The sequence below is a fragment of the Rhodococcus sp. 27YEA15 genome (genome assembly GCF_049739425.1).
Taxonomy (GTDB): domain Bacteria; phylum Actinomycetota; class Actinomycetes; order Mycobacteriales; family Mycobacteriaceae; genus Rhodococcus_F.
On sequence record NZ_JBMHHW010000001.1, the window covers coordinates 5,136,044 to 5,160,480 of the forward strand.

Here is a 24,437-nt window from a genome sequence, read left to right on the forward strand (position 1 = left end):
GATGTTGAAAGGTCTGCGAATATCGTTGCTCTTACTTTCGACGGTGACTCTGGTGGGCTGCGTCCCAGATGCGCAAAACGGCGAGAATAATATTTCAGTCCCACCGCCGCGGATTGAGTACGCGAATGTGTGGTCCGCGCAAGATGGTTTTGATTTGTTTTCTCGAGGTTCGGAGCTGATTCGGGCCACCCGCGAGGCTGGATATATGTCGTTCACTCTCGGAATTGAAAAATCATTTCCTGGATACGAATCGCTGATCCAAGATGGATTAAGTAACCGCGAATCTGAACTGAATAGTGTTTTCAAGGGTGGTCGGAGTCCTGCTGGGCAGAGCCCAGTCACCAACTATTTTCATATTGTAGATCTGGTAGAGAGTGATCACTCGGTGTCGGCGACCGTGTGCCTTTACACGATTCAGTCGATCGAAAACTCCTCGGATCGCGGTGAAGTATTCTCTACGGCAACGTATATTTCGCTGGAAAACTCAGAAGCTTCGCCGGGTCCTCCAGGCCTGATCGACAGAGATATTGCCGCGCATGACGCGGCGGCGAAATTCCCGCCGGACTGGAATGTCTTCGGTACCTGGAGAGCCGAGCAGCTTCGTGTCCTGACAGCAGACGAAGTGCCCCGGGGCTGTACGCAATGGTGGAGTGAGAGATTCCCTGAATACGTGAAGCGAACACCGGACAGTCGAACGCTCGTCCCACCGGAAGGCTATGTGCCACCGGTGATGCCGGTTGCGGTGCAGTACCCGGAGTGGATCGGTCCGGGCGACGTCAGTTGACGCGCAGAGCGTTGCCTCGGCAACGAAAGGGCCGCTGCGATGTTCCCGCAGCGGCCCGTCGTGGTCGGATCTCTACCGCGGTGTCATGCGGAGTGCGCCGTCCATGCGGATGGTTTCGCCGTTGAGGTAGTCGTGCTCGACGATCATCTGTGCGAGCTGCGCGTACTCGGTGGGTTGACCCAGACGCGACGGGAAGGGGACGCCCGCCTCGAGGCCCTTGCGGTATTCGTCGGTGACGCCCGCGAGCATCGGGGTGTCGATGATGCCGGGGGCGATGGTGTTGACGCGGATACCGAACTGCGCGAGGTCGCGGGCGGCCGGAACCGTCATGCCGTGCACGCCGCCCTTGGACGCGGAGTACGCGATCTGGCCGATCTGGCCTTCGAAGGCGGCGACGGATGCGGTGTTGATGACGACGCCACGCTGGCCGGACTCGTCGACGGTGTCGGTCTTGGAGATGGCGTCGGCGGCCAGACGCATCACGTTGAAGGTGCCGAGGAGGTTGACGGTGATGACGGTGCGGAACAGCTCGAGGTCGTGCGGTCCCTTCTTCGACAGGATGCGTCCGGCCCAGCCGACGCCGGCGCAGTTGACGACGATGCGCAGCGGTGAGCCGGATTCGACGATCTGGTTGACGGCAGATTCGACCTCTTCGCCGCTGGTCACGTCGGTGGGGATGAGGGTGACGCCGGCGGGGACGTTGTCGCCTGCGCGCTCGATGGAGGCGGGCAGGTCCAGGCCGAACACGGTGGCTCCGGCGTCGGCGAGACGCTTGGCTGTCGCTGCTCCGAGGCCTGATGCTGCGCCGGTGACCAGTGCTGCAGTTCCCTTGATTTCCACTTCTGCTTCTCCTCGAGTTAGCGATCGGTAGGGCGGTAGTGCTTGGTGAGCACCATAACGCGAGAGCCGATGTGAGGGCGAACGCACAACCGGCGCGAGGGCTCGAGTAGTTTGAACGGGAGGTGTCAGGGCTGACCGCGCGAGTTCGTCGAACGAGAGGGGTTTCGGGTGAACGAGACGAAAGTACGCCCCGCCGCGTCCGCCGGGAACTTCGAGCGGTTGCAGCGCGATCCGCTGTTCGAAGAACTCACCGACCTGATTGCCGAGATCCTCACCTACGCCTTCGACGATCCGGCCGACGTGGAGATCGAGAAGTGGACGCTCAGCTGTCTGCCGTCGACCAACAAATCTGCCGGACGTCGCCGATTGTTCACGCTCAATGTCGGCCCGATGGAGGTCCTCAGCGTCGAGTGTCACCTTTCCCGAGGACAGGCGATCGAGCATGCCATGTACATCTATCTGTCGAGCTCTGCCTTGGAATCGCACACAGGCTGCAGTATCGAAGCCCTGAACGAGAAGTACGATCTGCTCGGGATCACGCGAAGCGAGTTGGCTTCGGCGGACGGCGACGGAACCGTAATCGAGTGCAACATAGAGGATTCTGATGCTTTGGCGCAGTTCGGCCAACTACCGATCGACGCGCGCACCCTGCGCCCCCTGGCCGAGCGACTTGTGGCCAAGGGGCGAGGGCCGTACCGGCAGTATCACAATCCCGGATTCGCCAAACATGTCCTGGAAGGCATTGGGCAACTCTTTGATTCGGAATCTACGTCCGACGCTTGAGGCTGACAGAGCTACGCCGACGGTGGCCGTTCGTTCAGGGTGTTTCCTGGACGCCCGTCTTCCGGTTGAGCCAGCTCACGAACCGCCTGTTCAAGCTCGGTTGTGGCGTGTTCGCGCGTGCCTGGAGCCGTTGAAGGTGCGCGATGCGCCTGGTCAAGCTGTGAAAGACGACGTCGCGGAGTGTGTGCCCGGGTAGCCACGCAGGTCCGTGACCACTTACGCCCCGTTGGACAAGTACCGCAGGGGCAATGATCGCGAACGCGAGGCAGAGACTGCGAGTTGCGACGTAGAACTGGGCAGTCCCGACGCTCCATACGACGAGGACGATGGTCAGAGCAGTGGTGAGGTAGGTCAAGATTCCGGTGAGAGTGAGGAACACCGCGACCCCGAACTCCCGACCGTAGAACAGTCGTGTCGGAACCAGGATGGAGCCAACTGCGACGACGATGGCGAATGTTGGTGCCAACACGGTCATTCCGAACACCAGATCCCACGACGTGTGCTGGTGATCGATCAACTCGCGGTAGACGAGAAATACGACGGCGGGTGACACGGCCACCAACGCAATGGCTGCCAGATCTCGCCCGATCCGAAGGAACGTGTAACCGGAGGTGGTGGCTACGGGGTGCCAGTCAGCTACGACACGTTGGAGGTTGTGGATTTCGGTTTCGCGTCGAGCGTCATGGATTCGACCCTGCACCGGGATGTCCTTGCTTACCAAGTGGCCCACATCGGCGGATATCACAACGAGCACAACCGACATGATCGCGATGGCGAATCCACTGAATTCGAGCCTTTCGGGTGCGTCGTTGAGCAAGACTGCAACGCCGATGTAGACGGAGAGTTGGCCGATTGCGAGGCCTGTCGAGGCGAGATAGTTCTTACGTGTCTCGGCAGCTACTTCTGAACCGCTACCTAGTTCAGTGGCCCACGCGGCTACGTGGAGGACGGCGATTGCGCCCACCAGAACGCCCAGGATTCCCGCACCGAGCTCGGGTTCCACCCGCAGCACTACGTCGACGTGGACGCCGAAACTGTTGTCGAGCGAATACAACTTGACGACCAAGCTCATCAACCCTGCAAAGACGGCGTAGAACAAAACCCCGCGTACGACTTGAGCGGTCACCTTCCGCCAGAACGCATCCGCTTTGGCTGAGACCAGTTTGGCGATGGCGAGTTCTTCATCGCTCGATGGTGAAGTCATGGGTGTTCCCCCTGTTTCGAGATGCGTCAGACCTGCTTCGCGAGAATCGCGTGTCTGTCGGCCCTCGCTTGTCGAGAGAAATCGCCGACGCAATAGCCCAACTCCGCGACATGCTTGCAGGCGGTGCGGAATGACCGCCTGGACGACGGTCCCGTTCAGGGACGTATCATGTTACGTCCGTGGTGTGACCTTCAAGCCGTCTGATGTTGTGGAAACCGAAACGCTATGTTCAGTAGCATGCATGCGGACGAAAAATGTACAGAAGAATTTAGACCTATCTGATCTGTGGTCTATAGATCGAGGACATATCAAACGTGACGAACAGTATCTACGATACGGTGATCTGTTGATCTCTTCCGCGAGTAGTTGGAATAACGTGGGTCGATTTCGTCCAGTTGGTGATCACGCATCTCACCAAACACGGCGCGATGGACCCTGCCGTGCTCTTCGAGTCTCCGTTCACCGGTGCGGCACCGCCGGGACCCGGTCAGATATTCGCATCGGAGCAATCTCAGCGGCTGATAGCGGTGATCCGGAGCATCAACGACTCCGCCGCCCCTCAGAGCGCTTAGTCGCCGAACTGGTGGTCGATCCAGTCGACGGTCTGCATGCCGAACAGGTCGGTGGTCCATCCGTACAGGTTGCCGAAGGCTCTCGGCATACTGCAGTCGGTGGGTTGATAACTCACGTCGGTACCGCGACTTCGGTAGCTCTGCGCCAGTTCACGGGCATCCTCGGCCGGAACCAGCGACATCGGTGAGTCGTCCTCGACACAGGAGGCGATCAGCACCTTCGACATCGGTGTCCCGTGTCCCAGGATGTTGTCGGTGTATGCACGTTGGAAATCGGGTTCCCCGATCACGTCCACGCCGGGGAACGAACAGGTTTTCCAGGGTGGCGAACGGCAGACTGAAGTAGGCGGGTGTCTGGCATTGGGTCCGATAGTCGTCGGCGATTGCCCGACCTTCGGGGGTGAGCTTGTCGTTCAATCTCATTTCCGGGTACCACCGTTCGAGTCCGAGCAGGGTCGCGAAGCCGAAACCGGCACCCACCGAGCCGTTGGTGGTTTCCATGAAGGTCTTCGGTTTCACCACCATTCCTTCGAGCACGGTGGAGACGATATTCAGTTCCGGCGCGTAGGTCGGAGCCTGCTCGGCAGCGAATGCCGATCCGACGCCGCCGCCGGCGATGCCGAACAGTGCGATCTCCGGATTCGGATTCAGTCCAGCCTCGGGCAGGTGCAGTACGGCGCGGATGGCATCCAATTGTGCGTGTCCGGCGAATTTTCCGGCGAACACGCCGTGGGGATCACGGTCGCCGTTGTTCCCGACGTCGGAAATGACTACTGCATAACCCTTGTCGAACATCAGCGCCAGCGGCCCGAGTGCCGACCAGGACGAGCCGTCCATCGGATTGCCGCCCGTCCACTGGGTGCTGGGATGGCAGTAACCGCCGACGCTGTCATTGGCTTCCTGGTAGCTGATCAGTTTTCGTTCCGAGTTGGGCTTGCCGTCTCTCGGTATCAGGGCGATACCGGTGCTGATCGTCGGCGTCACACCGTCGATTCCGGTGGTGACGTACATGATCTTGTAGGCGTCGAGGTTGCCCGGCTTGTATCCGGCGAACATGACGTCGATCTTCTTGTGGCCAAGCAGTTGGCCGGGTACTTCAGCTCCGGTCAGCGGTGGCTCGTCGTAGAACGGGTCTTCTTCGCTCAGAGCGGCGAGAATCTCGTCCGGAGTGCCGAAATTGCCGGTACCGAGTGCGCCCAGCACGTAACCGTTGAACACTGCCGCCAATGTCGGTGTAGAAGTGTGGAAGTCGTCTGCCGTCGGCGGCTGTGCACTTGCGAGACCGGAGAGGGCCAAGGTCACGGCCAGGGCTAGTGCGGTGGCCACGCCGAGCAGGCGACCAGTCTCCCGTTTATCGAGATTCGACGTCATGTGACCACCACTTTCGTGTTTGCAAGAGCCGAATCGAGCATCTGAGGTACGTTCCGAAGCGGGCGATGACTTTCCAGCTGAACGTCGTAGGGAACGAGCAGCTCGGCCTCGAGGATGGGCCAGTGGTCTTCGACCATCACCTTGTATTTCGGGAGTAGTTGGGTGGTGATGTAGTCCCATCGGTCGTCGTACACCGACCAGTTCCAGTCGGGTAACGGAGTCGTGACCGTGACGGTACGCCCGTCCGGTAGGGACGCCGAGATTTCGATGGGACGAAATGATCTGGGCGGCAACACACCTGCGACGGATGGTGAACCGGCAAGTGTGGACACGTAGGTGACGGCCTGTCCGACGTCGCCCTTGTAGGCTCGAACGGTGTCCCACTGATCCTTGATGACGACGCCCTGTTCCCGTTGCAGCAGCACGCCGTTCCCGTGCGTGATGCGGGCAGATTCGCCGGAGGCGATGTCACGCCAGGCGTCCATGATGTCGTCGCCGAAGAGTCCGGCGTCGCGCATTTCTTCCAAGGCGGGCAAACCTTCGGTGACGTAGGCCTGATGCATGGGCATCAGATCGGAAAAGATGTTCTTCTGCATCACCAGGATCATTTCGAGGATGTAGTGCAGGTCGTCGGCAGTGATGGTGCTGCCCGATCGAGCCAGCGCGCGAAGTCCTTCGGGCAGTTGCCCGATGGCCCGGGGGCCGGCCACATCTGCCATCGACTTCACGATCGCCTGGGCGCTTTGCTGTATCGACGGGAGGGCATACAGGGTGGTCGTCAACTCGAAATCGACGAGCCCACCGCCGAAATCGGCCCCGACTTGCCCTCCCATGCCTGCCCATTGCAGCTCGCGGTGTGCCAGTTGCAGGTCCTCGTAGTAGCGATACGACCTGACCAGATTCTCCCGATTGGCTTCGACGCCGTCACGCGGATTCCATGACGCGAGATCGATTCCTGCCGCTTCGGTGGCCGCCACCAGTCGGTACTGGAAAAGTAGCGCCGCGTAGCGATTCGGCGCGATGCCGGCAGTCCGAGTGTCCTCGACCAGGACGGTAAGGGCGCCGAGATCGGTTGGCAGCGAGAGATTGACACCTCCCGGACCGTGTTCGGCGTTGCGGTTGACCAACGGGAGGTCCAGATAGGTCTCGGCGTTGGCGACACCGTGGCCGGCGACAAACGTCGACAGTGACACCGTCGCCGCGACCACCAGGATCGCGGCGCGACGAATCGTCTGGTTCAGCGCCATTTCGTTTGCTCACCTCTGGTTCGGTGGGTCCACGACAGTATTGTCGAATCACGACAAATTAACCCAAATCGTGCATATGGAATTGCTGTTCCGTGTGAAATCGGGGGTGACTTCGATTCGAGTTCAGGCTGTGCTGTTTACCCGCAGGAGTCGACGGGATGAGCTGCAATCGAATGTATGTTCGATCTGGCGGAGGCGGCGCGCAAGCGGGAGATGATGTTGGCGCACAGGGGTGTTCGGATGCGGCCTGGCGGTGTGGGTGCGGTCTCGGGCACCCTTGAATCCAAGGGTCTTCACCGTTGAAAGCCTTTGCTGCGCATCGGTGTGATCTGACTACTCTATTGGGTTTGCCATCCGACCCGGTAACACTCGAGGGATACGGGCCGATCGACGCAGACTGCGCGCGTGAGCTTGCCGACGGCGCCACCTGGCAGGCGCTGTTTGCCGATTGTCGTTCTCGGACCCTGAACGGGTTCTCGGGACGGCGGCGCTCGCACGAGTCGGTGAAGCTTCCCGCCCCGGCGAAGGACCGAGTCGTCAGGTCGCGGGGTGCGGGGTGAGCGGATCTCGTCCGTGCAGCATTTGGCGGGAGGAGTCCCGGTCCGGCTGCCACCGGGGGCGTTGACGTACAAGCCTGGTTCGGCATTGGCGGATGCAGTGCGTGCGGTGGACGGGCACTGCCGGTTTCCGGGATGTTCGGTCCCGGCGAGTAGATGCCGGCTCGATCACGTCACCGAATTCGATCCGGCCAATCCAGGTTGGGGTAGTGGGACGGTGGCCGATGATCTTCAGTGTCTGTGCAGGTTTCATCATCAGTTGACGACGTATCGGTTGTGGCGCCCCGTGATGCTTTCGGATCGGGCTGTTCGGTGGACGGATGTAACGAGCGGGTTGACGTCGGTAACGGTTCCGGACGGGAGTGTTCAACCTCGCGCCGGGTGAGCGTGAAGCAGTGGCAGCCGGACGTGCACGAGCTGCATCCGGTTCGTGCCCGTCGAAGGTCAGGGCGATTCGTCGGCGGTCACAGTTCGGAAACCGGGGTGGTCCGAGCAATCTCCACTCCTGTGTTGCGAAGATTTCCGTCGATGATCTGCCAGATCGAGAGGGACAGAAAGTCCGCCAACTCGGTGCTCGATACCTCCGAATCGGGCTGTGTGAGCCACCGATTGACGCTCACGTCCACCAAGCCGATGATGGCGAAAGCCAAGGGATCGGCCAGCTTCGACGGTTGTCCGCGCCTGTCGAGTACCGCAGTCATGAAGTTTCCCAGCTGGACGCCGATGGCCGTTTTGGTGCCCGTGACCACTTTCGATCCGGTGGTGCGAGTGCTTGATGACCCGCGTCCCAGAAAGTGGTGTAGTCGTGGATATTTCACGATCCAACGAATGTACGTGTCGACAGCCCGCGAAATGGCCTCACCGACCGTGCCCCGTGGAGTGAGGGTCGGTGCCAGTTCGCTCATCATCACGTCGATGATGCGGACTCGGAGTTGTTCGTCCAGATCTGCACGGTCCTTGAAGATTCTGTAGACGACCGACCTCGGCACCCCTGCACGATCGGCTATCTGTTGAACACCGGCGTCGGCGCCGTCCTCGTCGATCGTGTGGAGGGCGGCATCGAGAATACGGGCTCGGCGTTGCTCCTTGTGGTCGTTCCAACGGGTGCTGCGCCCGTCTGGCGAGGCCTCGCGTGTCGACTCCGACGTATCCGTCATTTCCCGAACGATACTCGAGCCGATATTGACTGGACAAGATGTCTCACATACTTTGGTGGGACGGCATGTCACACACAAATACCTTTCTCCAGGAGTGGCGATGAGCAGTAGGGTCTTCGTAATCGGCGTGGGGATGACCAAATTCGAGAAGCCAGGGGCCTTGGAGTGGGACTACCCCGAGATGGCGCGCGAGTCCGGGACCAAGGCGCTCGAGGACGCCGGTATCGATTACGAGCAGATCGAACAGGCGTACGTCGGCTATGTCTACGGCGAGTCCACCGCAGGTCAGCGGGCTGTCTACGAGCTCGGGCTGACCGGCATCCCCATCGTCAACGTCAACAACAACTGTTCGACGGGGTCTACCGCTCTCTATCTGGCGGTCCAAGCAGTCAGGAGTGGTCAAGCCGAATGCGCCCTGGCGCTGGGCTTCGAGAAGATGAAAGCCGGCTCGCTCGGGTCCACATACGACGACCGTGAACAGCCGCTCATGCGGCATCTTCTTGCGCTCGCCGAACTGCAGGAGTTTGCGATGCCACCTGCCCCCTACATGTTCGGCGCAGCGGGAGTCGAGCACATGGAGCGCTACGGAACCACGCCCGAGCAGTTCGCGAAGATCGCCGTCAAGAATCACAAGCACTCAACCAACAACCCGTATGCCCAGTTCCAGGATGAATACACGCTCGATCAGATTCTCGAGGCACGCCGTATCCACGGCCCGCTGACCAAACTCCAGTGCTCGCCCACCTCCGACGGATCAGGAGCCGCGATCATTGCCGGTGAGGCATTCGTCAACGAACACGGGCTCGGGGAACAGGCCGTCGAGATCGTCGGTCAAGCCATGGTCACCGACATGAAGAGCACGTTCGAGGACAAGAGTGCCATCAGCCTCGTCGGGGCGGACATGACCCGTAAGGCGGCTCAGAAGGTATACGCGCAGGCAGGTGTCACTGCGGCCGACGTCGACGTCATCGAACTGCACGACTGCTTCTCGACCAACGAGTTGATCACCTACGAGGCGCTCGGACTGTGCGCGGACGGCGACGGCGGCAAACTCGTCGATGCCGGCGACACCACCTACGGCGGTCGCTGGGTGGTCAACCCGTCCGGGGGGCTGATCTCGAAGGGCCATCCGCTCGGCGCCACCGGCCTGGCTCAATGTGCCGAACTCACCTGGCAGGTTCGAGGAAAAGCCGACAAGCGCCAGGTCGACGGAGCGAAGGTTGCCCTCCAACACAACATCGGTCTCGGCGGTGCCGTCGTAGTCACCGCATACAGGCCGTACGCCCGCTGAACCGATCCGCATTCACACACCGACAAGGAGTTTCGTCATGGCTTCCGTATCCGTCTCCGCCGGCCTTCCCGCTTCGCCCGAAAAAACGTGGAATACATTGTCTGACTTGTCCCGCTGGGGGGAGTGGCTCACCATTCACCAGAGTTGGAAGAGCGATCTGCCCTCGGAAGTGGAGCTGGGCGCACAGTTCACCGAGGTGGTTTCGGTGATGGGGATGGCCAACAAGATCGAGTGGACCGTCGAAGAGGTCGAGATCCCGAAGATGGTGAAAATAGCGGGCACCGGGATGGCCGGCGTCACCGTTGAATTCGTACTTTCGGTGGAGCCCGACGGTACCGGCTCCAAAGCCACCGTCGACGCGAGTTTCAAAGGAACCATGATCGTCGGGCCGATAGGCAAGGCGGTTGCCAAGAATGCCAAGGCAGATCTCGAAGTTTCCCTGGCGAAGTTCGCCGAGCTGATCCGATAGCGCCGTGACAACTCCCACGGTCGAGTTCGACGACGCCGGACTGGGTGTGTGGACCGAACCCGAGCATTTCCAGGTAACGGCCGAACGTATCGCCGAATATGCCGCAGCCACCAATGATCCCGTCCAGCGTCATCTACGCGGCGAGATCGCGCCACCGGTGTTCGCCGTCGTTCCGGTCTTCACGTCGATGGCCCCGGCCGCACTGTCGGTGGCGCCGGTGGAACTGCTCGTGAAGCTGGTACACGGTGAGCAGGATTTCTACTTCCATCGGCCGATCTATCCAGGTGATCACCTCGTGGCACGCGCCAAACCGGTCGGGTTCGAAGGCCGAGAGAACGGGTCCACCGTCGTCGTTTACGTCGAAACCACTACCGAAAAAGGTGAATTGGTCAACGAACAGTGGATGACGGCATTCTTCCGCAAGGTCGATGCCGGCCCTGGTTTGGGTGAGAAAGCGCCCGGTCACCCTTTCGACGAGGCACTGCGGGGCAACGAACCAGCCGCCGCTAGCACTCAACACATCGACGAGGATCAGACGTTCAGGTACTCACCGGCATCCGGTGATCCGATGCCCATTCACCTGGACGACGAGATCGCCAAGATGTCCGGGCTGCCGGGAATCATCAACCACGGACTGTGCACGATGGCATTCACGTCCTGGGCGGCACTCACCGAACTCGCGGACGGTGACACCGAGCGGCTGCGGCGGCTGGCAGTGCGTTTCGCCAAACCGGTCCTCCCGACGCAGGACATCGTCACCACGTTCTACCGGTCCGGTTCCGCGGACGGAGCCACCTCGTACTCTTTCGAAACCTATACGGCGGACGAACTTGTCATCAAAGACGGTCTCGTCGTTCTCGCCGACTGAAAACTCTGATGGGAGAACCGAACTGATGGGAAGTCTCGACGGTCGCGTAGCGATCATCACCGGTGCGGGACGCGGCATCGGCCGTGAGCACGCTCTGCTGTTCGCGCGTGAAGGTGCGAGCGTCGTCGTCAACGATCTCGGCGGCGCGAACGACGGTTCCGGTACGGACGCCGGGCCGGCGCAGCAAGTAGCGGACGAGATCGTGGCGGCAGGTGGCAAGGCGGTCGCGAACAGCGACAACGTCGCCACGTGGGACGGGGCCGAGGGACTTGTGAAACAAGCCGTCGGTGAGTATGGCCGTCTCGATGTGCTGGTCAACAACGCGGGCATTCTGCGAGATGCGTTCGTGGCCGGTATGGACGAAAGTCAGTGGGACGACGTCATTGCCGTGCACCTCAAGGGGCACGCCGCCACATTGCATCACGCCGCCGCGTACTGGAAGGCGCAGAGCAAAGCGGGGGAGGAGGTCAACGCTTCGGTGATCAACACCGCCTCGGCGTCGGGAACGTTCATGCCCAACGCCGGGCAGGCAAATTACGGCGCGGCAAAGGCCGGTATCGCCGCGTTGACACTGGTCGCCGCCGACGAACTCGACCGTTACGGGGTGCGGGTCAACGCGATTGCGCCCATCGCCCGCACCCGCCTGACATTGGCGACGCCGGGAATGGGTGCGCTGTTCGCCGCCGAAGTACCCGACGGCGAGTTCGACGCATTCTCGCCCGCCAACATCTCACCGCTGGTGGCGCACCTTGCCGGAGCGGCCTGCACACTCACCGGCAAGGTATATGCCGTGCAAGGCGGGGCTATCACGGAATTGGCGGGTTGGCACGGTGTCAACACCATCGAGAGCGAGGGCCCCTGGGATATCGCCGATCTGGCGGCGAAGCTGTAGATACTGCCCGGCGCAACTCGGAGGGATCGGATCGTTCCGTCGGTTTCGAGGTCGCGTTCACAGGCTCTCACCAATCCTGGATGCGACGCCACGGCTGTGCTTGCTCCAATTCGAAGGCCAATTCCAGCAAGGTGCGTTCGTCACCGAGGTCGGCCGAGAAATGCGAGGCCAGCGGAAGCCCTGCGGTGCTCTGATGCAACGGCAACGACACGGCGGGTCCGCCCGTGACATTGTTCAGCGGTGTGAAGGACGTGTAGGTGATCAGCTTGTCGAACAACTCGTCGAAAGGTTGAGCGGGGGAGAGGTATCCCAGTTCGGGGGTGGTGTGAGCGACGGTCGGGGACAGAACGACGTCGTATTTTTGGAACATGTCGAGGTATGCCTGCTGTAGCTGCCGAAGTCGACGCAGTACTCGCGGCGTCTTCGCGATGTTCTTGCGGTACAGCGCGTACAAACCCTTGGTCAGATCATCGGTCGCGGACTTGTCGAAATCCGGTGCGAGCATCAGCTTTCCGCCATTGGAGATGGCGAAGGAGAGTAGACCCCAGTAGATTCCGAAATCCTCGACAAATCCCGGACCGACCGGCAAGGCCGCGTCTTCGACGTGATGGCCGAGCCCGGCGAGTAGCTCGGCGGTGGCTTCGACAGATTTGCGGGTTTCGTCGTCGGTGCGAGTGGTGGTGACGGAATCGACGATCACGCCCACCCGCAGGCGAGTAGAACCCGAGCCCTCGACCAGTCGAACGGGCGCCAACCGAGGATTGCGGTAATAGCTTTCCGCTCCCGCCATCCATCGAGCGGTGTCCCGGACGGAGCGGGTGACGACACCCTGGCCGATCAACCTGATCGGCATCGACTTGTCGGCCGGATCGTTGACCGTTCGCCCGCGTGTGGGTTTGAGCCCGACCAAACCGCATGCCGCTGCGGGAATTCGGATGGATCCACCGCCGTCGTTGGCGTGGGCGATCGGCACCACCCCGGCCGCCACCAGAGCAGCCGCACCCCCGGACGACGCGCCCGGAGAATACGAGGTGTTCCACGGATTGTGCACCGCTTCCTCGGTCATGTACTCGGTGGACGCGCTGAATCCGAACTCCGGCAGCCGAGTCTTGCCGATCGAGATCACTCCGGTGGAGAGGAACTGCTTCGCGAAATCGCTGTCGGCTTTTGCCGGAGCCGCGGTGAAGGATCTACTTCCCTGCCGGGTGGGCAGACCGGCGCTGTCGGTGTTGTCCTTGATCGCGGTGGGCACGCCCGCGAATATGCCGGCACCGGGGCGATTGCTGCGTGAGAGTGCACGGTCGAAATCGGGGCAGGCAAGCGCATTCAACTGCCCCTGCACTGCTTCGGCTCGGTGTACGGCAGCTTCCATGGCCTCTCGGGCGCTCACCTCGCCGCCGCGGATCGCTGCGGCGACTCCGGTTGCGTCCAGATCGCCGAGGGCGTCGTCGGCGAAGGCGTGCACGGGAGAACCAGTGGTCATGGGAATCCTTGGGCAGAGTCGTCTCAGGTCGACCGCCATGGTATTGGTCCAGCGACCTGACGATGCCGATATCCGCACATTGGAGATTGATCGCAGCCGTCTCGAAGATCGGGAAGCTTCCATCGAGTAGGCCGCAGCGCCGATGTACACGAGCAAGAGCAGACTTCGGCGTCGTAGTCGAGGGCAAACGTCGGCCACCGGCATTGCAACGATCTGCAGCCACGTCCGATCCGCCAGGACCGCCGGATGTTGGCGTGAAGGAGACAACCCTTGGCCATCGTGCTTCACCACAGCGCTGCAGGCGAGCGTACTTTTCACGCTATGACACGACTTCTTGGACCCACTGTCGACCCGGATACCGAATTTGCGCGGATCGTCGACTCGTTGACGCGTCGAGGATTCCTCGGAGCAGGTACGGCGGCGCTGTCCTCGCTGATACTTGCAGGTTGTAGTAGCGGTCGGAATGCTCCCGTCGGACAGGGTGAGTATCGAATGGTCCAAACCGCCTACGGACCGGTTGATGTACCCGTTGACCCACGTCGAGTGGTCTCCGTCTCGTACAACACACCGTGGCAGCTTCAAGCTGTGGGAATACGACCGGTGGCCACCCTCGACTACAGCGCCTACATCGAACAGTTCGCTCGGGCACAACAGGAGTTCGTCGACGGATTGCCGACGGTCGGGGTCTTCCTCGAAGTCAATCGTGAGGCTGTCGTAGCTGCCGCCCCTGATCTGATAGTCGGGGACGCCTACGAAATCGACGAAGCGATGTTCGGCGAACTCTCGAAGATCGCTCCGACTGCCATCTACGCGGGAAATGACCGCTCGGACTGGGGGACAGTGGCAGAAGGCGTCGCCGACGCGGTGAACAAAGGTGCGGCGCTGACCTCGAAACGAGACAGGTACCGAGCTGTGCAGGACCGGATTCGATCGGAATACGCGGGCCGGTTGCGCGACAATCGTTGGGCCCAGGTTGCCATCGGTGGTTCGGAGGGCCTGTTCTCCATCCTGTACCCGACCGGAGTGTCAGGAGCGATGCTGACCGATCTCGGCGTGACGACCGGCGAGTTCATCCCCGACCTGAATCCGTCCACCGGATTCGAGGCCTTTCCGCTCGAACAGCTCGAGATGCTTCGCGACGTTACGGTGCTCGTCTACCCCAAGCAGCCTGATGGGACCGATTCCGCCGGAATGAAATCCATCTTCGCCAGCCCGCTGTGGAATCGAATTCCGGCGGTGGTCGCCAAACAGTCGTATGGAATCAGTACGCAGGTCAGTGACTACGGCACTGCGATCAACTGGCTCGATGAGCTCGAAAAGAATGTGTTGCAGCATCTTTCATGACCCGACTGCGCGGCGTCCGGATGCGCGAACAACCGCGCTGAGCAATTGGAACTGCTCGGCACTGCCGACGCCGTGGCGTCGCGTCATTCGGTTGGGCTCTTACGCCTCTCGAGCGCTTCCAGCGGATCGCCGAGATGATCAGAATCCGGCTCTGATCGACGGTTGCGCTTGCAGATCATCCGGATCGACGCACCCACCACCGATACTCCCAGGACCGCTCCGCCGCCGATGATGCCGGCGGGCGAGTCCGGGTAGATCCCCTCGAGAAGCAGCCAGATACCAAAGACGAAGAACAGCACCGCAGCGCCGATCTTGATGAAACCGTCCGGAAGGTGCTTGCCCAGAACCGAACCCACGATGATGGCCAGCGCGTCAGCGGCAACCATGCCGACGGTGGAACCGATCCAGATGCCCACCCAGTCGTTGTCGGTGGCCAGGGTGATGGTCGCGAGCATCGTCTTGTCGCCGAGTTCGGCGAGGAAGAAGGCGGACGCGACGGCGATGAAAGCGGACCGGGTGACGCGACCGGCCTTGTTCTGCTCCTCGTCGGTGAGGTCGTCGCCGCGTAAGGTCCACAGGCCGAAGATCAGGAACGCGATTCCACCGACGATGCTGATCAGCCCGGTGGGCAGCGCAACCCCGACGTAGTGACCGACAGCCACCGAAACCAGGTGAACCAGTGTGGTGGCGACGGTGATCCCGCCGAGAACGACCCACCACCGGTAGCGCAGAGCGAACGTCATCGCCATCAACTGTGATTTGTCGCCGAGTTCTGCGACGAAGATAACGCCGAAGCTCAAAAGTATTGCGGCAAGCACTGTGCACCCCTTCGGTCTGAGCAGACGCTGTGGTGCGCCTACCCGGCCGAAGGTCTCGCCCACCGGCGGTCCCGAGAGACCTTCGGTTCGCCAGGCCGGGTGCGACGCGATCCGCGGAGGCGGACGGCGGTGAACCAGTATGTCGACACAGGCGATTGGGGGCTACTCCCCTTCGTCGAAAGCCAGGTTAGCCTGCGTGTTGTGAAATCGCAATGCGCACACCAAGTTTGGGAGTCCGAACTTTTGCGTTACCGGGTCCGTCACGAGGCGAGGAGCATAGCCAAAACTGCGGTGTCGGGATCGTTGATCGGATCGATACCCACCCGGCTGACCATCGAGACCACAGTTCCGTCCGCCTCGGCCTCCACCCAGGCTGCGCGGTGGTCCAACCCCAGGTAGGGCAGGCCGGGCAGCAACACGCACCCGGACGCACTGCCCTCGCATTCGGGCAGGCTGGACCTGGTTTCCGACGGTGGATGCAGCATGATCAACGCGGGTGGCTGCCGGTCGGAGAAGCGGCCCGCCGGAAGTGCGAAATCCCCCATGACCGGGCCCTCGGCCAGTACCAGGCCCACAGCGGTCGGTTGCGGGTCGTCCGGTACCTCCTCACGGACACCGAACACGGTCGACGTCGACAACACGCCGGGAAGCGATGCCACCCGAACCGTCATGGCCAGCAACTCCGCCCACTCCCGGGTGGTATCGGGCCACCGACCCGAAATGACGAATCCCCGTAAATCCCCGGCTGCCTGGAATGCCGAGATCCCTATTGCATCGCGCTTGTTCATCTCGATCCTCCCTACCTGTCACTCGGGGTAGGTGAAATATCTACCACCAGCGCGCCGGCACACAAGAAGGGCAGAGTGCCGGCTCTCAGGGTTTCTACAAGAAATTCATTTATGGTCACCGCCATGACCGTCGACGACCGTCCAGCTGCCGTGACCACACATCGACGCCGCTCGGGACGTGGACGTCGGTTCGCCGTCGGTGGCGCGGCGCTGGTTCTGGCCGCTGCGGTGGCGGCCGTGGCAGTCGTGTTCGTCGGTGGCCGATCCGACTCGTCGCGCACCGTCGCAATCGTCAACAGCGACGCCGGGGCGGAGATGGGTGGGAAACAACTGCGCGCCGGGGACGCACTCGTCGACACGCTGCGCGGCAACAGCGACTACGACTTCGACGTCCTGGACGCGCCGGGAGCAGACAAGCTCGCCACGCTCACCATCCCGGCCGACTTCAGCGAAGCGGTCGCGTCGATGCTCGGCTCCGACCCCCGTCAGGCCGTCGTGGATCTGGACGTGCACGGCTCCGACCCCGATGTCGCCGCACAACTGTCGAAGGTGGTGTCGGCGGAGGTGGGGGCAGGCGGAGTCAAAGGCCTGCTCGACAAGTCGTCGGCGACCAGGACACTGGTCGACGGCAACCTGACCACGGCACAGATTCTGGTTGCGGGCACCGGCGTCGCCAAGAACTCCATCGGACAGATCACCGCAGGAGCGGACAAACTTCTTCCGTACCTCGAGACAGCGCGCTCCGGTTCCGAGCAGCTGACCGATGTGGCGAACGAGGTGTCGGCGATGGTGGCTCAGGTGGCCGGGCCGGCGCAGGAATTGGCCACCCGCGCGGACTCCCTCGGCCTGACCCTGGGTGAGGTGTCGTCGACGACCGCCGAACTGAAGAACACCGTCGACTCGCTGCAGACGGCAATGGCCGGGCTTCCCGTGCCCCCTGAGATCGGCGCGCAACTGACATCGGTGAGTTCGGATCTCGCTGCGCTGAATACCCAACTCGGCGGTGTTCCGGGGCTGGTCGGGGGTGGCGTCGGCGAGCAGACGGAGATCGGCGACGTCGTTCGCAGTGCCGTCGGACTGCTCGAGTCCGCGAGCGGCCAGTTGACGAGTGCGGCCGGACAGCTCGCCGACGGGATCATCCCGATCGCAGACCAGGCCCCCGAGCTGCTCGGCAGCGTGACCGCGCAGATTTCGCAGGGATTCACCACGCTCGACGGACTCGCCAACTCGCTGGTCACCGGACTGAACGGCACGAAGACGAGTCTGGGAGCAATGACAACTCCCCAGCAGGTTCAGCTGGCTTCGGTGCTCTCCGATCCGGTTCTCGTGAATCGAAGTGCGAGCGGCGGTGGCGTCGCCGACGACTGGAACTGGGCGCTGATCTTCGGCATCGCGACCGTCGTTCTCGGAATCGCCCTGCTGACACAAACAGCGGCACCCCTGTTCCGGAGTGCCGCTGTTGCGAAGAAGTCGTGACTAGACGATCAGGCCGGCAGTCTGCGTGCGGGCGCGATCGAAGCGAGCCGAGACGTCGTTCCAGTTGACGATGTTCCAGAAAGCCTTGACGTAGTCGCCCTTGACGTTCTGGTAGTCGAGGTAGAAGGCGTGCTCCCACATGTCGAGGAGCAGCAGCGGCGTCAGGCCGATGGAGATGTTGCCCTGCTGATCGTAGAGCTGGACGATGATCAGACGCTCGCCGATCGAATCCCACGCGAGGATGGACCAGCCGGAGCCCTGGATGGCGTTGGCGTTCGCGGAGAAGTGTGCGCGGAAGAGATCGAACGAACCGAAGTTGTCGTCGATCGCCGCGGCGAGCTCGCCTTCGGGCTTGTCGCCACCGTCGGCGCTGAGGTTGTTCCAGAAGACGGTGTGGTTGGTGTGGCCACCGAGATGGAACGCGAGGTTCTTCTCGAGCAGGTTGGCCTGCGCGGCGATGGTGTCGTTCTCACGAGCCTCGGCGAGCTTCTCGAGAGCGGCGTTGGCACCGGCGACGTAAGCCGCGTGATGCTTGTCGTGGTGCAGCTCCATGATCTTGCCCGAGATGTGCGGCTCGAGGGCTGCGTAGTCGTAGGGGAGTTCCGGCAGCGTGTAGACAGACACGAGGGTCCCTTCTTTGCGGGCTGGTGAGCCCTGGTGATTCCGAGCGCGTCGATCACGACGTACGGTGTGACGCCACTCGCGTAGTTATTGAGACGATCTTCGGGTATCAACCCAATAACATTCGTACACCGTCCGCAACAGCTCAGCGCGAGTAGTAGACCCTAAATTAAAAGTTCGTCGTGCCGAAATCGAGGAGGGTCGTCGATGCGCGGACCGGAGAATTCGTCCGGTAGGTGAACGGAGCCTTAAACTTGCGCGATGCCTGCACCAGTTTTCCTTCAGGATTCGCCAGAGGCCGCAGCGCCTCGGGTGGATCTTCCGGGTGCGGACCTGTTGCGGGCGCTGGCGGTCGCGGCCGTCATCTACTCGCACATCTCCTTCTACGTCATCGACGACCTCGGCTCGAGCTGGTGGCTGATCGACCTCGTGTACGGGGTTGTGATCGAACCGGCCGAACTCAATCAGCACCTGTCGTTCGTCGGCGTCGCAGCATTCATGATGCTCACCGGTGCGTTGGTGACCCGCTCCGCGATCCGCGATCGGCCGGGCAAATTCCTGAGCAATCGGTTCAGCCGGCTGCTTCCGGCGTTCTGGGTCGCGATCGCCGTCGCGATTCTGCTCGTCCGTCTCGGAGTCAACGGGATGTTCAGTGGTCAGGAAGGGATCACCGACGTCCAAGCTCTGCTGAGCTTCTTCTTCGGCGGCTTCTTCCTCAAGCCCGAAGTCGCCGTCCTCGGGGTGACCTGGACGCTGGCCGTTCAATTCCTGTTCTATCTGGCCTGCGTGGTGGCCCGTCCGGTCCTACGGATGCGGCCCGTCGTCATGCCGCTGGCCGGCGCCGCGCTGTGCTCACTGGTTCTGCTCTACAACGTCTACGCACCGTCGCCGTACACAGTGCCCATGCTGTCCAAGATCGCGGCCACACTCCCGACGATCTTCCTCGGACAGATCATGTACCTGGCCTGGGCGAAACGTGCCCCGGCCCGCTGGTTGATCGTCGCCGTCCTCGCCCAGATCCACGTCATCCTCGTCGCAACCCAGTTCCGGGTCTACTGGGCCGGTGAACACTACTTGTGGACCATCACCGTCGTCGCTGCCGCCGTCGTCGTCCTCGGCCGCTACGACGGACCACCCACCAGATGGGCTTGGATCAGGTGGGTCTCGACGCGAAGCTACGTCATCTACCTGGCACACACTCTCGTTCTCTATCGCGTCGTGGAGAACGCCGCTCCGCACACCGGCATGACCGTCGCCGTGGTCCTCTTCCTGATCGCGACCGCCGCTGTATCAGAAGTGGGATATCGGTGGGTCGAGATGCCGGGCGTCAGAGTGGTCGCCGCGTGGCGCGCGGGCCGCGCGCGCGTAGCATCGAAGAATGAGTTGGTTCGACGACATTCGCGGACGCGAGTCCGCAAAATCCACGCTGATCGGCCCTGACGACGCGCTCCCCGGTCGCGAACAGAAGATGCCGGTACCGACAGCCCACTACGTCAACGGGCACACTCTCGTCCCGCCGTTTCCCGCAGGCACGCAGACCGTCGTGGTCGGCATGGGCTGCTTCTGGGGGGCCGAGAAGGAATTCTGGCAACTGCCCGGTGTGTACACCACCGCAGCCGGTTACGCCGGTGGATACACCCCGAACCCGACGTACGAGGAGACCTGCTCCGGTCGCACCGGCCACACCGAGGTGGTTTTGGTGGTGTTCGATCCGGCCGTGATCGGGTACGAGCAGATCCTGGCCCACTTCTGGGAGAACCACGACCCGACGCAGGGGATGCGACAGGGCAACGACCAGGGCTCGCAGTACCGATCGGCGGTGTTCACCACCTCGGCCCAGCAGGAAGAGATCGCACACGCCTCGGCCGTCACGTTCGGAGCCAGACTGGCCGAAGCCGGCTACGGCGCTGTCACCACCGAAATCGGTCCGCTGCGTGAATTCTTCTACGCCGAGGACTACCACCAGCAGTACCTGGCCAAGAATCCCGGCGGTTACTGCCCCGTCCACGCGACCGGCGTCAGCTGCCCGGTCGGACTTCTACGCCAGGACGAAGTCCCGGCCCAGACGAGTGTGCTGCCGCCCGCCGAGTGAACCACCCCCGTGGCCCAGGACACGTGTGATTCAGGTCGTTAACACTTGCAACTAGATCGAAACCCGGCGGATAGTCGAAGTTACGGTGTGTTGTCGAGAGAACTGAGCGCAGAATGTCCGGTGGTACGCGAGGAACGGCGTCGCTGCTCCGACGCTCCATTGCACTGGGTCACGACCCGATGGTCAGGCGTACCGATCGAATCGAAGGGTTGCTCTCCTTCGCCCTGATCATCTGCGCGATAGTGCTCGTTCCCTTCGCCGTGTGGGCCGGATCGGCCACCGCGGCAAACCAGAGAGCCTTGATGGCGGAACAGGCTCTGCACGTGCATTCGGTGGTGGCGACCACGACGGCGAACTCCACGACCGCGCAGACGAGCACCGCGGACTACATCCCCCCCATCTCGGAGTTGGCGAAAGCCGAGTGGATCTGGAACGGCCAGGTACGCACCGGAGAGATCAGCGTGACCGCGTCCACCCCGGCGAACACCCAGATCGACATCTACGTCGACGACAACGGCGCCAAGACGTCTGCTCCGATCACCAAGAGTGCCGCCGACGCCGCAGCAGTGATCACCGGAGTGTTCACCTGGTTCAGCGTGATGTCGCTGCTGGCGCTCGGTTTCATGCTCGTGCGGGCCTGGCTCGATCGAACCCGTACCGCGCAGTGGGACCGGGAACTACGGGCTTTCCTCGACGCTCACGCACCCTAGGTCCCGGCCCGCCCGGTCACTTCAGTGCGGGCATGACCTCGCCGGCCACCAGTTCGAGATGGTCGAGGTCGGTGAGGTCCAGGGTCTGCAGGTACAGCCGCTGCGCACCGGCATCGGCGAAGGTGCCGATCTTGTCGATCACCTCGGCGGGTGTTCCGGCCAAACCGTTCTCGCGGAGTTCGTCCACGTCCCGACCGATCGCGGCGGCACGCTTGGCGATCTCTGCTTCGTTCTTGCCGCAGCACAGCACCAGCGCGTTGGAGTAGATCAGTTCGTCCGGGTTGCGGGAGATCTCCACGCATGCTGCTCGTACCCGCGCGAACACCTCGGCGGTCTCGGCAGCCGATTTGAAGGGAATGTTGAACTCGCTCGCGAACTTGGCGGCCAGCGCCGGGGTCTTCTTCTTACCCGTTCCGCCGATCAGGATCGGCGGGCCACCCGCCTGATGCGGCTTCGGTAGCCCGGGCGAGTTCTCGATTCGGATGTGCTTACCCGCGTAGTCCACGGTCTCGCCTACCGGTGCCCGCCACAGGCCCGTCACCACGTCGAGAGTTTCCTCGAGCAGTTCGAAGCGTTCCCGCAGCGCCGGGAACGGAATCCCGTAGGCCCGGTGCTCCTCCTCGTACCAACCGGCACCGATTCCGAAGTCGACGCGCCCGCCACTCATCTGATCGACCTGCGCGACCGAGATCGCGAGCGGACCAGGATGCCGGAACGTCGCCGACGTGACCAGCGTCCCCAGCCGGATGGTGGACGTTTCGCGGGCGATTCCGGCGAGCGTGATCCACGCATCGGACGGTCCGGGAAGGCCGTCGGAGTTCATCGCGAGGTAGTGATCCGAGCGGAAAAACGCGCCGTAACCGAGTTTCTCGGCGGTCTGGGCGACAGCCAGTAACTGATCGTAGGTGGCACCCTGCTGGGGTTCGGTGAATATGCGTAGTTCCATGATTTCCACTGTGCCACGATTTCGACTGTGCCACGATTCTCACGGTGCCACGATTCTCACGGTGCCACGATCTTCACGGTGCTCAGGACGGGACGACGACGCCGACCTGTCCGGTGGCGAAACAGGTGGTCAGGCCCGGAGTTCGCGGGACGATCCGAACACTCTGGCCGCCACCGGTCAATCGCACGTACACCGAGTGCAGTCCACTGCTGACCGGCACCGACACTGCCGCGCCGGATTCGAGGGACACGTCGATCGTGCCGTCCGTGCTCGCGAGATAGTTGAGCTGGACCGTCCACTCCCAGCCGGTCAACGGCCCGTCGAGTGGCAACTCCGTCGGACCGATGGCGACGGTGCCGCACTCCGCGTCCGTCCCGGCGGGAATCCTTCGGGTCCAGGTGACTTCGGCGTCGACGAGTCGACCACTGTCGTCGATGGTGCGCAGAATCGGAGTGCTGGAAGCGAATTCGGGTCGATGTGGTAACGGGGCCAGGATGTTGCTTGCGAGATTGTTCGGGAACGCGACCGGAAGCAGAACCCAGATGGAGACCTGCTGTTCGAGCAGCGGCACATCGACGTTGCGCGCCAACGTCATTCGGGCATTGGTGAGGTAGTCCCGGGTCGGGCTGTCCTGCCAGATCGCGACGAACGACGCCGTGGACCACAGTGAGCTGAGAACGAAGATCGACGCCAGTGCCCCGATCATGACGCGCGTGGCGGCCCCCGGACGAGCTCGACGCTTCGCCGGTGCGGCGCAGATCAACGAGGCCGCCAGCGCGAACACCGTCGCGGAGTCGGTGAAGTAGCGCAAGGTCTGCGCCAACTCGTATGTCGTCTGCTCGGCCGACCGGGTCACCGTCATCGCGACAACGGAGACGAGAAAGTACGTCACCGCTGCCGCCCAGATCAGACCGGCGCCGCGGCGGGCGCGCACCGTCACGACCAGTGCTGCGAGCAGACACAGCCAGGCCACGACGACCAAACCGGTGGGCGGATCGGCCCACGCCGGCCCGGGAATCCACCGCTGCCACTGCCACGGGCCGCCGATCAAAGTGGGAACCACACCCAACGACGTGCTGTGGTGCAGGAGTTCTTTCGACATGCGTGCGCCGTTGCCTGTGAGAGGTGACGACACGGTGAGCAGGTAGACCGGCAGCCAGAGAGCGAGGACGATCGCCGACGCCGTCCACAACGGCCGGCATCGACGCAGCGCCGAGCGCAGCGGGGTCGGGTCGCCACGGCCGCGCAAGTACAGCATCAGGAATACCGGTGCGACGACAGGTACGAGCACCGACTTCTCGAAGAACAACAATGCGATCACGAAGACGGCGGTGCCGGACACCGTGTACCGGGCCAATCCGGTACGGGCCGCCAGAATCGCGTCGCCGCACACCCAGGCGAGAGCGATCTGGAGCGGGAGCGCGTTCAGTGCCGCCGACCACCAGGAGTACGCCGGCAGGGTCAGGGGCATGAACAGATACAGAATCAGTGGAATCAACAGCGCCGGCCGGCAGCCGAGCGTCAATCGCAGTGTTCGGAGCAGAGCGAGCGATGCCAATGCCTGGCCGAGGACGATCAGGACGGCGGGCAGGGCCCATTGATACGGTGCGATACGGGTGATCAGACCGGTGACCAGGAATGCCGCCGGCATGAAGTGGCCGTCGTGGTCGTAGAACAACAACTCCGTCGACAACAGCGGATATCCGGCGCTGCGTCCGACGAGGATGAGGTCGTCCCAGTAGAAGTAGTTCTGGGACGCCACCAGTGCACGCACGACGAGTTGGATGCCGATCAGGGTGAAGGCCGCCCACATCGTCATCCGCGCAGTTTTCCGCGGTCGATCCACAGGCTGTGGATCGAGTGCGGTTCGTGGAGATGCCATCGGCGCCATGCTTCCAGGGGTGTCAAACGACTCGTTCGGGACGCATCGGGCTGAATCCATCCGCAGTTCATCTACCTGCGTTGTCAAATTCATCCTCGAGCCTGTGCATTGTTCGTTAACACCTGTCAGTGAAGTGTGTGAGCGTGCGCTCTGACCTGTGGATAAAGCTCGAGCCGCTTATCCAAAGCTGTGGATGAACCTGTGGAAACTGTGGATAACTCCGGTTTATGAGTGCTCGAGGT

General features: G+C 62.4%; 22 protein-coding genes and 1 pseudogene. 12 read left to right on the forward strand and 11 right to left on the reverse strand.

Annotated features, from left to right (window positions below; genetic code table 11):
• Position 1: 1 nt before the first annotated feature.
• Complete coding sequence (locus ABH922_RS24010) at positions 2 to 784, forward strand: hypothetical protein (protein ID WP_424809317.1); 783 nt, start codon at positions 2 to 4, stop codon at positions 782 to 784.
• A 72-nt stretch (positions 785 to 856) separates the two neighbouring features.
• Here ABH922_RS24010 and ABH922_RS24015 read toward each other — a convergent pair whose 3' ends face one another.
• On the reverse strand, positions 857 to 1,624 hold the full coding sequence (locus ABH922_RS24015) for an SDR family NAD(P)-dependent oxidoreductase (protein WP_424809318.1): 768 nt from the start codon (positions 1,622 to 1,624) through the stop codon (positions 857 to 859).
• A 168-nt stretch (positions 1,625 to 1,792) separates the two neighbouring features.
• On the opposite strand from ABH922_RS24015, the gene ABH922_RS24020 reads away from it, so the two are divergent.
• Complete coding sequence (locus ABH922_RS24020) at positions 1,793 to 2,407, forward strand: hypothetical protein (protein ID WP_424809319.1); 615 nt, start codon at positions 1,793 to 1,795, stop codon at positions 2,405 to 2,407.
• 34 nt (positions 2,408 to 2,441) lie between these two features.
• On the opposite strand, the gene ABH922_RS24025 is transcribed toward ABH922_RS24020, so the two are convergent.
• Positions 2,442 to 3,611, reverse strand: a complete 1,170-nt coding sequence (locus ABH922_RS24025) for a hypothetical protein (RefSeq protein WP_424809320.1) — start codon at positions 3,609 to 3,611, stop codon at positions 2,442 to 2,444.
• A 398-nt stretch (positions 3,612 to 4,009) separates the two neighbouring features.
• Here ABH922_RS24025 and ABH922_RS24030 point away from each other — a divergent pair, with 398 nt between their 5' ends.
• The gene (locus tag ABH922_RS24030; RefSeq protein WP_424809321.1) at positions 4,010 to 4,183 is read left to right on the forward strand and encodes a hypothetical protein; all 174 of its coding nucleotides are present in this window, start codon (positions 4,010 to 4,012) and stop codon (positions 4,181 to 4,183) included.
• Here ABH922_RS24030 and ABH922_RS24035 read toward each other — a convergent pair.
• The 3 genes and pseudogenes from ABH922_RS24035 to ABH922_RS24045 all read right to left on the reverse strand — a co-directional run bounded on the left by ABH922_RS24035 (position 4,180) and on the right by ABH922_RS24045 (position 8,515).
• Positions 4,180 to 5,554, reverse strand: a pseudogene (locus ABH922_RS24035) (lipase family protein). The gene ABH922_RS24030 and the pseudogene ABH922_RS24035 sit on opposite strands and share 4 nt — an antisense overlap.
• Positions 5,551 to 6,801, reverse strand: a complete 1,251-nt coding sequence (locus tag ABH922_RS24040) for a hypothetical protein (RefSeq protein ID WP_424809322.1) — start codon at positions 6,799 to 6,801, stop codon at positions 5,551 to 5,553. The pseudogene ABH922_RS24035 and the gene ABH922_RS24040 overlap by 4 nt, the downstream one beginning before the upstream one ends.
• A gap of 1,021 nt (positions 6,802 to 7,822) precedes the next feature.
• The gene (locus ABH922_RS24045) at positions 7,823 to 8,515 is read right to left on the reverse strand and encodes a TetR/AcrR family transcriptional regulator (RefSeq protein WP_424809323.1); all 693 of its coding nucleotides are present in this window, start codon (positions 8,513 to 8,515) and stop codon (positions 7,823 to 7,825) included.
• A 100-nt stretch (positions 8,516 to 8,615) separates the two neighbouring features.
• On the opposite strand from ABH922_RS24045, the gene ABH922_RS24050 reads away from it, so the two are divergent.
• From ABH922_RS24050 to ABH922_RS24065, 4 genes are read left to right on the forward strand one after another with little or no spacing between them, the layout of a single operon-like run.
• Positions 8,616 to 9,806 (forward strand): lipid-transfer protein, encoded by a 1,191-nt coding sequence (locus ABH922_RS24050; protein ID WP_424809324.1) that lies wholly within the window; start codon positions 8,616 to 8,618, stop codon positions 9,804 to 9,806.
• A gap of 37 nt (positions 9,807 to 9,843) precedes the next feature.
• Complete coding sequence (locus ABH922_RS24055; RefSeq protein ID WP_424809325.1) at positions 9,844 to 10,275, forward strand: type II toxin-antitoxin system Rv0910 family toxin; 432 nt, start codon at positions 9,844 to 9,846, stop codon at positions 10,273 to 10,275.
• A 4-nt stretch (positions 10,276 to 10,279) separates the two neighbouring features.
• Positions 10,280 to 11,143: a MaoC/PaaZ C-terminal domain-containing protein gene (locus ABH922_RS24060; protein WP_424809326.1), complete on the forward strand. Its 864-nt coding sequence runs from the start codon at positions 10,280 to 10,282 to the stop codon at positions 11,141 to 11,143.
• A gap of 25 nt (positions 11,144 to 11,168) precedes the next feature.
• A complete protein-coding gene (locus ABH922_RS24065) occupies positions 11,169 to 12,035 on the forward strand; it encodes an SDR family oxidoreductase (RefSeq protein WP_424809327.1) in 867 nt (288 codons plus the stop codon).
• A gap of 67 nt (positions 12,036 to 12,102) precedes the next feature.
• Here the strand turns inward: ABH922_RS24065 and ABH922_RS24070 are convergent, their stop codons facing one another.
• Positions 12,103 to 13,518, reverse strand: coding sequence for an amidase (locus ABH922_RS24070; RefSeq protein WP_424809328.1), 1,416 nt, complete (start codon positions 13,516 to 13,518; stop codon positions 12,103 to 12,105).
• A gap of 321 nt (positions 13,519 to 13,839) precedes the next feature.
• Between ABH922_RS24070 and ABH922_RS24075 the strand changes: the two genes are divergently transcribed.
• Positions 13,840 to 14,862 (forward strand): ABC transporter substrate-binding protein, encoded by a 1,023-nt coding sequence (locus ABH922_RS24075; protein ID WP_424809329.1) that lies wholly within the window; start codon positions 13,840 to 13,842, stop codon positions 14,860 to 14,862.
• A gap of 83 nt (positions 14,863 to 14,945) precedes the next feature.
• On the opposite strand, the gene ABH922_RS24080 is transcribed toward ABH922_RS24075, so the two are convergent.
• Both ABH922_RS24080 and ABH922_RS24085 read right to left on the reverse strand, forming a co-directional pair.
• On the reverse strand, positions 14,946 to 15,680 hold the full coding sequence (locus ABH922_RS24080; protein ID WP_424809330.1) for a TMEM165/GDT1 family protein: 735 nt from the start codon (positions 15,678 to 15,680) through the stop codon (positions 14,946 to 14,948).
• A gap of 260 nt (positions 15,681 to 15,940) precedes the next feature.
• Positions 15,941 to 16,468 (reverse strand): peptidase, encoded by a 528-nt coding sequence (locus ABH922_RS24085; protein ID WP_424809331.1) that lies wholly within the window; start codon positions 16,466 to 16,468, stop codon positions 15,941 to 15,943.
• A gap of 123 nt (positions 16,469 to 16,591) precedes the next feature.
• Here ABH922_RS24085 and ABH922_RS24090 point away from each other — a divergent pair, with 123 nt between their 5' ends.
• Positions 16,592 to 17,944: a hypothetical protein gene (locus ABH922_RS24090; RefSeq protein ID WP_424809332.1), complete on the forward strand. Its 1,353-nt coding sequence runs from the start codon at positions 16,592 to 16,594 to the stop codon at positions 17,942 to 17,944.
• Here ABH922_RS24090 and ABH922_RS24095 read toward each other — a convergent pair whose 3' ends face one another.
• Positions 17,945 to 18,568 carry a superoxide dismutase gene (locus ABH922_RS24095; protein ID WP_424809333.1) on the reverse strand — a complete coding sequence of 208 codons (624 nt, stop codon included), beginning with the start codon at positions 18,566 to 18,568 and terminating at the stop codon, positions 17,945 to 17,947.
• Between the two features lie 258 nt (positions 18,569 to 18,826).
• On the opposite strand from ABH922_RS24095, the gene ABH922_RS24100 reads away from it, so the two are divergent.
• The 3 genes from ABH922_RS24100 (at position 18,827) to ABH922_RS24110 (ending at position 21,367) form a co-directional block, all read left to right on the forward strand.
• A complete protein-coding gene (locus tag ABH922_RS24100) occupies positions 18,827 to 20,005 on the forward strand; it encodes an acyltransferase family protein (protein ID WP_424809334.1) in 1,179 nt (392 codons plus the stop codon).
• On the forward strand, positions 19,944 to 20,657 hold the full coding sequence (gene msrA, locus ABH922_RS24105) for a peptide-methionine (S)-S-oxide reductase MsrA (protein WP_424809335.1): 714 nt from the start codon (positions 19,944 to 19,946) through the stop codon (positions 20,655 to 20,657). The genes ABH922_RS24100 and msrA overlap by 62 nt, the downstream gene beginning before the upstream one ends.
• Before the next feature lie 113 nt (positions 20,658 to 20,770).
• Entirely contained in the window at positions 20,771 to 21,367 is a 597-nt protein-coding gene (locus tag ABH922_RS24110; RefSeq protein ID WP_424809336.1) for an Rv1733c family protein, read from the forward strand.
• A 16-nt stretch (positions 21,368 to 21,383) separates the two neighbouring features.
• Here the strand turns inward: ABH922_RS24110 and ABH922_RS24115 are convergent, their stop codons facing one another.
• Both ABH922_RS24115 and ABH922_RS24120 read right to left on the reverse strand, forming a co-directional pair.
• On the reverse strand, positions 21,384 to 22,313 hold the full coding sequence (locus tag ABH922_RS24115; RefSeq protein ID WP_424809337.1) for an LLM class F420-dependent oxidoreductase: 930 nt from the start codon (positions 22,311 to 22,313) through the stop codon (positions 21,384 to 21,386).
• A gap of 82 nt (positions 22,314 to 22,395) precedes the next feature.
• Positions 22,396 to 24,204 (reverse strand): hypothetical protein, encoded by a 1,809-nt coding sequence (locus ABH922_RS24120; RefSeq protein WP_424809338.1) that lies wholly within the window; start codon positions 24,202 to 24,204, stop codon positions 22,396 to 22,398.
• Positions 24,205 to 24,437: the final 233 nt, after the last annotated feature.

Excerpts from the sequence above, each read along its gene's own strand:
- ABH922_RS24085 (WP_424809331.1), bottom strand. The coding sequence starts at position 16,468 with ATGAACAAGCGCGATGCAATAGGGATCTCGGCATTCCAGGCAGCCGGG.
- ABH922_RS24025 (WP_424809320.1), bottom strand. The coding sequence starts at position 3,611 with ATGACTTCACCATCGAGCGATGAAGAACTCGCCATCGCCAAACTGGTC.
- ABH922_RS24070 (WP_424809328.1), bottom strand. The coding sequence starts at position 13,518 with ATGACCACTGGTTCTCCCGTGCACGCCTTCGCCGACGACGCCCTCGGC.
- ABH922_RS24065 (WP_424809327.1), top strand. The coding sequence starts at position 11,169 with ATGGGAAGTCTCGACGGTCGCGTAGCGATCATCACCGGTGCGGGACGC.
- ABH922_RS24090 (WP_424809332.1), top strand. The coding sequence starts at position 16,592 with ATGACCGTCGACGACCGTCCAGCTGCCGTGACCACACATCGACGCCGC.
- ABH922_RS24045 (WP_424809323.1), bottom strand. The coding sequence starts at position 8,515 with ATGACGGATACGTCGGAGTCGACACGCGAGGCCTCGCCAGACGGGCGC.
- ABH922_RS24050 (WP_424809324.1), top strand. The coding sequence starts at position 8,616 with ATGAGCAGTAGGGTCTTCGTAATCGGCGTGGGGATGACCAAATTCGAG.
- ABH922_RS24110 (WP_424809336.1), top strand. The coding sequence starts at position 20,771 with ATGTCCGGTGGTACGCGAGGAACGGCGTCGCTGCTCCGACGCTCCATT.
- ABH922_RS24115 (WP_424809337.1), bottom strand. The coding sequence starts at position 22,313 with ATGGAACTACGCATATTCACCGAACCCCAGCAGGGTGCCACCTACGAT.
- ABH922_RS24040 (WP_424809322.1), bottom strand. The coding sequence starts at position 6,801 with ATGGCGCTGAACCAGACGATTCGTCGCGCCGCGATCCTGGTGGTCGCG.
- ABH922_RS24075 (WP_424809329.1), top strand. The coding sequence starts at position 13,840 with ATGACACGACTTCTTGGACCCACTGTCGACCCGGATACCGAATTTGCG.
- ABH922_RS24010 (WP_424809317.1), top strand. The coding sequence starts at position 2 with ATGTTGAAAGGTCTGCGAATATCGTTGCTCTTACTTTCGACGGTGACT.
- ABH922_RS24055 (WP_424809325.1), top strand. The coding sequence starts at position 9,844 with ATGGCTTCCGTATCCGTCTCCGCCGGCCTTCCCGCTTCGCCCGAAAAA.
- ABH922_RS24120 (WP_424809338.1), bottom strand. The coding sequence starts at position 24,204 with ATGGCGCCGATGGCATCTCCACGAACCGCACTCGATCCACAGCCTGTG.
- msrA (WP_424809335.1), top strand. The coding sequence starts at position 19,944 with ATGAGTTGGTTCGACGACATTCGCGGACGCGAGTCCGCAAAATCCACG.
- ABH922_RS24100 (WP_424809334.1), top strand. The coding sequence starts at position 18,827 with ATGCCTGCACCAGTTTTCCTTCAGGATTCGCCAGAGGCCGCAGCGCCT.